A 9,318-nucleotide genomic window follows, 5' to 3' on the forward strand; every position below is an offset into this window, starting at 1 on the left:
GGCGGCCTCTTCGGCCTTGCGCTTGGCTTCCTCGGCGGCTGCCTTCTTGGCTTCCTCGGCCGCGGCGCGCTTGGCTTCCTCGGCGGCGCTGGCGGCGCCGGCGTTGGCCTGCGAGGCTTTCTGCGCCTCGTTGGCGCGCGCCGCTTCGGCTTCCGCAGCCTCGCGCTTGGCGCGCTCTTCCGCGTCACGCTTGGCTTGCTCCTCGGCCGCCTTGGCCTGCGCGGCCTTCTCGGATTCGAGCTTGGCCAGGCGTTCCTGCTTCTCGCGCAGTTCCGCCTCCTGGCGGGCGATCAGCTCGGCCTGGCGGCGTGCTTCTTCTTCGCGACGCGCCTGCTCGGCGGCGTCGACAACCGGCGCCTGCTGGGCAGCCGCTTTCGGCGTGACGAGATCGTCACGCTGCACGAAGGTGCGTTTCTTGCGCACTTCGACCTGGATCGTGCGCGACTTGCCACTGGCGTCAGCCTGCTTGATCTCGGAGGTTTCCTTGCGGGTCACCGTGATCTTCTTCTTTTCGCCCGATTCGGCGGCACCGTGGGTACGGCGCAGATGGTTCAGCAGCTTATCCTTATCATCCTTGGACAAGGGATCTGACGTCGAACTTTTCTCGACGCCGGCAGAACGCAGCTGCGTCAGCAGCAAATCTGCAGGCATCTTCAGTTCGGTGGCAAATTGGGCTACGTTGTTACTCGCCATTCAGTCCTCTTTTCTATGTGTCGCGAGATGATAAAGAAATTTGCTTGCTTAATAAAGCGCGAAGACCGGATGGCTTGGTGCTCCGGTCTTTCGCGTCTCATTTATGCCTTGGCCGTTTCAACCTGGCCCCAGGCTTTCGCCTGCAGGGCCTTGGCCCGGTCGTCGTACTTGGCGTCGACCAGTTTCATCTCATCATCGGTCACATCATTAAATTCGTTCTTGATCAGTTCACGGGCTCGGTCGGCCGGCAGTGCCAGGATGGCGCTGAATTCGTCGTAAGCCAGGCCCGCGAATTGCTCCAGGGTCTTGATGCCGGCCAGACCCAGCTTGCCGGCAGTGGTGCGGTCCATCCCTTCCAGGTTGACCAGCGACTCGTCCATACCCTCGAGACCTTCTTCCGATGCGATCGCTTCGGTCACCAGCGCATCGCGGGCGCGGGTGCGCAGTTCGTTGACGGTGTCCTCGTCGAACGATTCGATCTCCAGCATTTCGGAAATGGGCACGTACGCGACTTCTTCAAGGCTCGAGAAACCTTCCTCGACCAGGATGCCCGCCACTTCCTCGTCCACATCCAGCTTTTCCATGAACAGCGTGCGCACTGCGGCGGTTTCCTGGGCAGCCTTGTTGGCCGATTCCTCGGCCGTCATGATGTTGATCTTCCAGCCCGTCAGTTCGGACGCCAGGCGCACGTTCTGGCCGGAACGGCCGATCGCGATCGCCAGGTTTTCCTCGTCGACGACGACGTCCATCGCATGCTTCTCTTCATCCACCATGATCGACGACACGTTGGCCGGGGCCAGCGCGCCGATCACGAACTGGGCCGGATCTTCCGACCACAGCACGATGTCCACGCGCTCGCCGCCCAGTTCGCCGGTCACGGCCTGCACGCGCGAACCGCGCATGCCGACGCACGTACCGATCGGGTCGATGCGCTTGTCCGCGGTAAAGACAGCGATCTTAGCGCGCACACCCGGATCGCGGGCGGCCGACTTGATCTGCAGCAGACCCTGCTCGATCTCGGGCACTTCGAGTTCGAACAGTTTCATGATGAATTCCGGTGCGGTGCGCGACAGGATCACCTGCGGGCCACGCATGTTGCGGTCCACGCGCAGGATGTAGGCGCGCACGCGGTCGCCGATGCGCAGGTTTTCCTTCGGGATCATCTGGTCGCGCGGCAGGCGCGCCTCGATCTTGCCCGATTCGACGATCGCATCGCCGCGCTCCATGCGCTTGATGGTGCCGGTGACGAGCGCGTCGCCGCGCTCCAGGAAATCCTGCAGGATCTGCTCGCGCTCGGCATCGCGCACGCGCTGCAGCACGACCTGCTTGGTGTCCTGCGCAAAGCGGCGGCCGAACTCCACCGACTCGATCGGCTCTTCAATGTATTCGTCGACTTCGATGTCCGGAATCTGTTCCCTGGCTTCGAAGTGCAGGATTTCCTGGTCGGGCAGTTGCAGGCCCGCCTCGTCCGGCACGACGTGCCAGCGGCGGAACGTTTCGAATTCGCCAGTGTCGCGGTCGATGGACACGCGAATGTCGACCTCGCCTTCGTAGCGCTTTTTCGTAGCTTGCGCCAGGGCGAACTCAAGCGCCCCGAAGACCACTTCCTTATCGACGTTCTTTTCGCGCGCGAGCGCATCAACCAGTAACAAAATTTCGCGACTCATGCTTTGCGACTCCTAAAATCCACCTTTGGCACCAGCCGTGCCTTGTCCAGTTCGGCCAGCGTAAATTCCAGCAGCGCCGGACCGTCCTTGCTTTCAAATTCCAACCCGATCTTGTCGCCTTGCGGGGCATGCAGGATGCCCGTATAGGTCTTGCGGTTCGCGGTGCCGGGCATCGCAACGCGCAGCTTGACCGTGCATTCGCTGCCGGCAAAGCGTTCGAAGTCGGCCAGGGTGCGCACCGGACGATCCAGTCCGGGCGACGACACTTCCAGGCGTTCGTAGTCGACGTTTTCGACCGTCAACACGTGCGACAGCTGGTGGCTCACCGTGGCGCAATCCTCGACCGAGATCGGTCCCTTTTCGTCCGCCACCGCCGCCGGGAAGTCGATAAACACGCGCAGGATGCCACGCTCGGCCCGTTCGACATCGACGAGTTCGTAGCCCAGTCCGCCGACTGTCGTGGCAATCAAATCAAACAACTGCACAGGTTTCTCCACGGCCCGATGCCGGACCCTTAAAACGTTTCAACAAAAAAAAAATGGGCAACTGCCCATCTTTTGTATTCCCAACTAGAGCTTGTTCGCCAAAACAATATTGGGAATCACTCGGATTAGGCTTTGAATTATAACCCGATACAGGTTCGGCCGCAATCGTTGCACTGCAAAATGAACAGCCATGCAACAGTTTACTCCTTTGAGGAATACGCTGCTGCGGGCGGTTCATTTTCGCGCGGCATGTAGGGTGGGCACCCCTGTGCCCACGCGTGACGTTCGCGGCTTGCTGGCATTACGCGTGGGCTCGGAGTGCCCACCTACGCGGGTTACCGACGGTGGTTGGCGATCAACCGCGGCGGCCGCGCCGCGGCATGCCGTGGTCGCTCACGCGCGGGCCCTGGCTGCGACGGCTCTGGCCGGCGCCGGCGAAGCCGAACGTCGTCTGCAGCGGATCAGGCTGGCGCGGCCCCTTGCCACCGCCGCCGCCGCCGCCGCGCGCCTGGTTACCGCCGCGTGCCTGGTTGCCGCCGCGTGCCTGGTTGCCGGCACCACGACCGCCCTGGCCACCCTGGCCACCCTGGCCCTGGCCACCACGACCACCGAGGATACCCGTGTCTTCGCGCGTCGCGCCGGCGCGCGTCACCGGCGGGCCGAACGGATCGACGTTGCGGTTGGCGTCCGCACGGTCGATGCGGTTCCCGTTCGAGCGGTGCGCATCGTCGCCGCGGCCTGGACCCTTGCCCTGGCCTTTGCCTTGCGGACCCTTGCCCTGCCCCTGGCCCGGACCCTTGCCGGCGCCGGCGCCCTTGCCCTGCGCGCCCTTCTTCTCGATGCCGAAGGCCTCGAGGAAGTTGCGCACGTCGTTTTCTTCCAGCTCTTCCCAGCGGCCGCGCTTGAGGCCGGACGGCAGGGTCATCGCGCCGTAGCGGGTACGGATCAGGCGCGAGACGGTCAGGCCCACGGCCTCGAACATGCGGCGCACCTCGCGGTTGCGGCCTTCGCCGATCACCACGCGGTACCAGCGGTTCACGCCTTCGCCGCCGCCATCGACGATCTTGGTGAACGATGCCGTGCCGTCTTCCAGCTCGACGCCGGCCAGCAACTTCTGGCGCATGCCCTCTTCCAGCTCGCCCAGCGTACGCACGGCGTATTCGCGGTCGATGTTGTAGCGCGGGTGCATCAGGCGGTTCGCCAGGTCGCCGGAATTCGTGAACAGCAGCAGACCCTCGGTGTTGAAGTCGAGGCGACCCACGGCCAGCCATTTGCCGGTCTTCATGGTCGGCAGGCGGTCGAACACGGACGGACGGCCTTCCGGATCGTCCGCGCTGACGATTTCGCCGGCCGGCTTGTGGTACACGAGCACGCGCGGCGGCTTGTTGGACACGCGGCGCTGCAGCAGCTTGCCGTTGATGCGCACGGCGTCCGTCGGGAGGATGCGCTGGCCGATGTGAGCCGGCTCGCCATTCACCGACACGCGGCCGGCGATGATCAGTTCTTCCATGTCGCGGCGCGAACCCAGGCCGGCCTCGGCCAGCACCTTGTGCAGCTTCGGCGCGTCATCCTCGGCCGTCAGGTCGCGACGCCCCTTCGAGGGCTGGGCCTGACCGCGGCCACCCTCGTTGGCGTCGAACGCGTCCGACGTGACGAACGAGAACACGGCATCCGCGTCATTGCCCTTGCCACCCCGGGACAGCCTGGCATTGTTGGGGTTGTTGGCATTGTTGTTGCGGGCATTCTTGTTCTTGCCCTGCTTCTGGCCGGCCTGTTGCTGGCCGCCTTGGGCACCCTGACCGTTTTGCGCCTGCTGCCCGTTCTGCGCCTGCTGGCCGCGCTGCTGGCCCTGCTGGCCTTTCTTCTGGTTCTTCTGCTGCTTGCCGCCGCGCTGGTCGCGACGCTGCTCGGTGCGGGCGGCATCGACAGGCGCAGCCTCAACGGCGGCCGGCACGGCTTCCGGCGCCGCTGCTTCGGCTTCGGCACGGGGCTGGCGCGCTTCGCGCTGCTGTCGCTGCTCGCGCATCTGGCGCGGACCGCGCGGCTTGCGCTGGCTGCCGGCGCCACCGTCCGCCTGGGCGGATGCGGCAGGCGCGGGCGCAGGTGCGACAGCGACCGGAGCCGGTTCGGCGGCGGCCGGGGCGACCTCGGCCACGGGGGCCGCGGCGGCCTTGCGGGTACGCGGCTTGCGCGGAGCGGGTGCGGGCTCTGCGGCGGCCGGCGTGGCGGCAGCAGGCGCGGCAGCGACCGCTTCGGCCGGCGCGGCGCCGGCTTCGGCAGCCTTCTGGGCCGCGGTCTTGCGCGTGCGCTTCGGTTTCGTCACGGTGTCCGGCTGCGCGCCTTCCGGTGCTGCGGTCTCGGCCTTCGGCTTGGTGCGACGCTTCGGCTTGGCGGCCGTCTCCGGCCCTGCCTCGGCAGGGGTCGTCTCGTTCATGTCAGTTGGATTCATCATTCGTTTCTTGGTTTTGCTGACCTGGCGCGACGATCAGTCGTTGGACACGGGCGCTTGGTCGTGAATCGGGACTTCAACGGGTGAAGTGTCGTCAAATTGTTGCAGGGCCGCTTCCAGCGCTTCCAGACTGCGTCCGGCGCCGATGTCGGCCACCTGCTGCAGCGGCGGCAGCTGGGACAGTGCGGCAAGCCCCAGGTCATCGAGAAACTGCTTCGTCGTTCCCAGCAGCGCCGGGCGCCCGGGCACTTCGCGGTGGCCGACCACGTCGATCCAGCCACGGTCTTCCAGCATCTTGATCGTCTGCGAATTCACCGCCACGCCACGGATTTCCTCGATGTCGCCGCGCGTCACCGGTTGTCGGTAGGCGATGATCGCCAGGGTTTCCAGGGTCGCACGCGAATACTTCGGCGGTTTCTCCGGTGCGATCCGGTCCAGGTAAGGCTTCATTTCCGGGCGGCTCTGGAAACGCCAGCCCGATGCCAGGCTGACGATCTCGATGCCGCGATCCTGCCAATCCTGGCGCAATTCCTCGAGCAGGATCTTGATCGTATCCGACCCGACGCCGGCGCCGAGCGGGTTTCCGGCCGCATCGACGTCGACGAACAGCTTCTTCATGGCGTGGATCGTCATCGGCTCGCGCGCGCACAGCAAGGCGGTCTCGAGGACCTTCTTGACCTCATCAGTGTTCATAACGATGTCGTCAGCGGAGTGTGCAACTCAGGATGCTAAGAATCATCAAACATAACCCGTTCAACGCCAGCCGCGCGGCCGCCAGGCTGAGACTTCATGCAATGAAACGGGGTTCCATAACCCGGCTCGAATACCGGGCGGGATACCGTGGAGGTTCGCCCTGCCACGGGGCGGCCCACCAACGAGCGGACCGCAAACGGTTGATTTTCAAGAGAAACGGAGCTGCCGGCACCATCGGGAGACTGGGCTCTGGAGGCGAGGCTCCTGGCGCCGGGCTAAGCGAACGACATCGTTTCTTCCAAAACTGACGGCCATTGTACCCGATAAAACGGGGAAAAGGACATGTCGCGCTGCGGAATGCGGCGGCAGCGACGCCGGAACACGTCACCGCAGCCGGTTTCAGGCGCCGAGACGGTCCGCCAGGATARCCGAAACACCAACGAATGCCGGGTAGTCGGCGGTGATCACATAGGTCGGCACCTGGGCCAGGTAGGCGGCGAAGCGCCCCTTCTGCTCGAAGCGGGCGCGGAAACACGACGTGGCGAAGCGTTCGCCCAAGCGCGGGACGATGCCGCCGCCGATGTACACACCGCCCTGGGCGCCCAGCGTGACGGCCAGGTTGCCGGCGATCGTCCCCAGCATGCCGCAGAAGACCTCGATGACCTCGGCGCACAGCGCGCAGGTACCGGCCAGGCCGCGGCGCGTGATCTCCGGCGCATCCAGCGCCTCGGGCGCGGCGTTCCGATGGTGCACCAGCGCGCGATGGATCAGCTCCAGGCCGGCGCCGGACAGGAAGCGCTCGGCCGACAYGTGGTCGAATTCGCGCCACGCAAACTGCAGGATCGCGACTTCCGTCTCGCAGGCCGGAGAAAACGTCACATGGCCGCCTTCGCTGCGCAGCGCGGTCCAGTTCGGCCTGGCGCCGACTGGCATATTGTCCGCCGGTACCAGGCCGGACACGCCCAGGCCAGTACCCGCCCCGAGCAGGCCGATCGGCGTGCCGGCCACGGGCGTGCCGCCGCCGACCTGACATTTCTCATGCTCCGCCAGGTGCGGGAGCGCCATGGCCAGGGCATAGAAATCGTTGACGACGGCCAGGTCCTCGAAGCCGCACTCGGTGCGCAAGGCCTCGATCGAGAATGCCCAGTGGTGATTGGTCATACGCACGAAATCGCCGACGATGGGATTCGCAATCGCGATCGCGACATGGCGCACGGCAGTGGTCGCCGTGGCGGCCGCGACGGCCGGCAGCGCCAGATACGTGCGCAGGGCGTCGGCGAGGGTCGCGTGGGCGGCGCACGGCAGGACTTCGATCAGTCCGATCCGGCCCGGCGCCGTTTCCAGCGCAAAGCGCGCATTGGTGCCGCCGATGTCGGCCAGCAGGCGCGGGCTCGCGTGGCGTGCGCTGTCCAGGCGCGGTTCGGTGGACGGATCGACGATGGCGACAGGCGAAACGATCATGGCAGGCCGTAGGAACTTGACTCTCCGAAGCTTAAGGATTTCTTGGCTGCAGCGCAAGGCTTTATTGTAGTTTAGGTACATCCACCACTAAACATGGGGGAAGATGCACCAAATCTCGAGCAACCTTCGAGTAGTCAAGCTACCGGCTCGACCTTGGAGGACCCGACTATGTTGTGGCGCCGAGCGGCGCCACGCGAACGCAGTGTGAGGAAAAAGCCTGCCGCTCAGCCGATCTTGGGCTTGAGCTCGGCGTCTGCGCGGCCGGCGGCGCAGTGATCGTTCCAGGCGTCCAGTCCGCCGCGTAACGGACGCGCCCGGTGGAAGCCGTTCCTGACGAATTCCTTGGCCACCTGGGCCGCGGTGATGTCGTTCGGACAGGAACAGTAGATGACGATGTGGCGGTTCTTGTCGAGCGTGGCCATCAGGCGTTCCGGCACGGCGTCGCCATAGACCAGGGCGCCGGGAATGCCCGTTTCCAGCTGCCTGGCGGTGACACTGCGCGCGTCGACGATCAGCGGGTCGTGCCCTGCCTCCAGCAAGTCCTTCAGCTCGTCCATGGTGATGCGCGGCAGGTCGGCCGCGCCCAGGTTGCGCTTGCGCTCGATGTACTTGAACGCCACGAACAGTGCGAGCAGGACGCCGACGACCATCAGCGCCGTGCTGCCGAGGGTTTCGAACCAGGCGATGACGTCATCCACGCTGCCGTGGAACCACGCGCCCAGGCCCATGCCGACGCCGCTCCACAGCAGGCCGCCCGCCACGGACAGCCAGAGGAAGCTGGTCGTCGTCGTGCCCATCGCGCCGGCCAGCGGCGGCGCGATCGTGTTGAAGCCGGGGATGAACTTGGCGACGACGAGGGATTTCGCGCCCCAGCGACTGAAATTGTCCTCGGTCTGGCTGACGCAGGAATCGGGCGACAGCGAGATCTTGCAGAGCAGGCGCAGGATCCGCTTGCCGTAGAAGCGCCCGGCGCGGAACCAGAAATAATCGCTGATCAGGCAGGCCAGCACGGACGCGGCCAGGTACAGCGGCCAGTTCGCCGCGCCGTCGACGGCCAGCGCCCCGGCGATGATCAGCACCGGAAACGCGGGAATGGGCAACCCGATCTGTTCGAGCAACACGGTGCCGAACACGATCAGGACGCCATACACATGGATCAGGTGAGAGAGCTGGGTCATCCCGATATGGTAGCGGAAAACCGGCACCGCCGTGGCCGATCTGGCAACGCGCGCAGTCCACGCGCAACACTCGCACCGAAATTCGGGGTCAGAGCGTGCTCTGACCCCGAATTTTCCCCCGAATTTTCAGGCGCCGCGCGGTATCGCTGCCAGCAGTTGCTGCGTGTAGGGATGCTGCGGATTGCGGTAGAGCTCGTCCGCGTCGGCCATCTCGACGACGCTGCCGTGATGCATCACCATCACGCGGTCGGAGATGTATTTCACGACGGACAGGTCGTGCGAGATGAAGATGTAGCTCATCCTGTACTCGTCCTGCAGGTCCTGCAGCAGGTTCAGCACCTGGGCCTGCACCGACACGTCGAGCGCGGACACGGATTCGTCGCACACGAGGATTTCCGGCTTCATCGTCAGGCAGCGCGCGATGGCGATGCGCTGGCGCTGGCCACCGGAGAATTCGTGTGGGTAGCGGTCGAACGCGTGCTGCGGCAGGCCGACGCGCTGCAGCAGGTGGCGCGCATGCTCGGTACGCTCGGCATCGTTCGCGCCGATGCGGTGGATGCGCATCGGCTCCAGCAGGATCTGCCCCACGGTAAAACGCGGGTTCAGCGACGCGTACGGGTTCTGGAACACGATCTGGATGCGCCGTTTATACGCCTGGAACTCGGCATCGCTCATCGTCACGAGGTCGCGGC

At 65.3% G+C, this 9,318-nt stretch carries 8 protein-coding genes and 1 pseudogene; all 9 read right to left on the reverse strand.

Features of this window, described 5'->3' with window-relative positions:
• The coding region (locus AC1DYX_RS23255; protein ID WP_477263248.1) for a translation initiation factor IF-2 associated domain-containing protein at positions 1-693 on the reverse strand (693 nt) is incomplete at its 3' end.
• Between the two features lie 101 nt (positions 694-794).
• Positions 795-2,360 carry a transcription termination factor NusA gene (gene nusA / locus AC1DYX_RS23260; protein WP_477263250.1) on the reverse strand — a complete coding sequence of 522 codons (1,566 nt, stop codon included), beginning with the start codon at positions 2,358-2,360 and terminating at the stop codon, positions 795-797.
• Entirely contained in the window at positions 2,357-2,845 is a 489-nt protein-coding gene (gene rimP, locus AC1DYX_RS23265; RefSeq protein ID WP_477263252.1) for a ribosome maturation factor RimP, read from the reverse strand. Before rimP ends, nusA begins: the two co-directional genes overlap by 4 nt.
• Entirely contained in the window at positions 2,832-3,083 is a 252-nt protein-coding gene (locus AC1DYX_RS23270; protein ID WP_477263254.1) for a hypothetical protein, read from the reverse strand. Before AC1DYX_RS23270 ends, rimP begins: the two co-directional genes overlap by 14 nt.
• Before the next feature lie 117 nt (positions 3,084-3,200).
• Entirely contained in the window at positions 3,201-5,294 is a 2,094-nt protein-coding gene (rluB, locus tag AC1DYX_RS23275) for a 23S rRNA pseudouridine(2605) synthase RluB (RefSeq protein WP_477263262.1), read from the reverse strand.
• 99 nt (positions 5,295-5,393) lie between these two features.
• Positions 5,394-5,987 (reverse strand): annotated as a pseudogene (gene scpB, locus AC1DYX_RS23280) (SMC-Scp complex subunit ScpB); the annotation flags it as partial.
• A gap of 399 nt (positions 5,988-6,386) precedes the next feature.
• Entirely contained in the window at positions 6,387-7,448 is a 1,062-nt protein-coding gene (locus AC1DYX_RS23285) for a glucokinase (RefSeq protein ID WP_477263256.1), read from the reverse strand.
• A 224-nt stretch (positions 7,449-7,672) separates the two neighbouring features.
• On the reverse strand, positions 7,673-8,626 hold the full coding sequence (locus AC1DYX_RS23290) for a rhodanese-like domain-containing protein (protein ID WP_477263258.1): 954 nt from the start codon (positions 8,624-8,626) through the stop codon (positions 7,673-7,675).
• A 126-nt stretch (positions 8,627-8,752) separates the two neighbouring features.
• The coding region (locus AC1DYX_RS23295; RefSeq protein WP_477263260.1) for an ATP-binding cassette domain-containing protein at positions 8,753-9,318 on the reverse strand (566 nt) is incomplete at its 5' end.

Source organism: Massilia sp. P2_C2 (assembly GCF_056404615.1).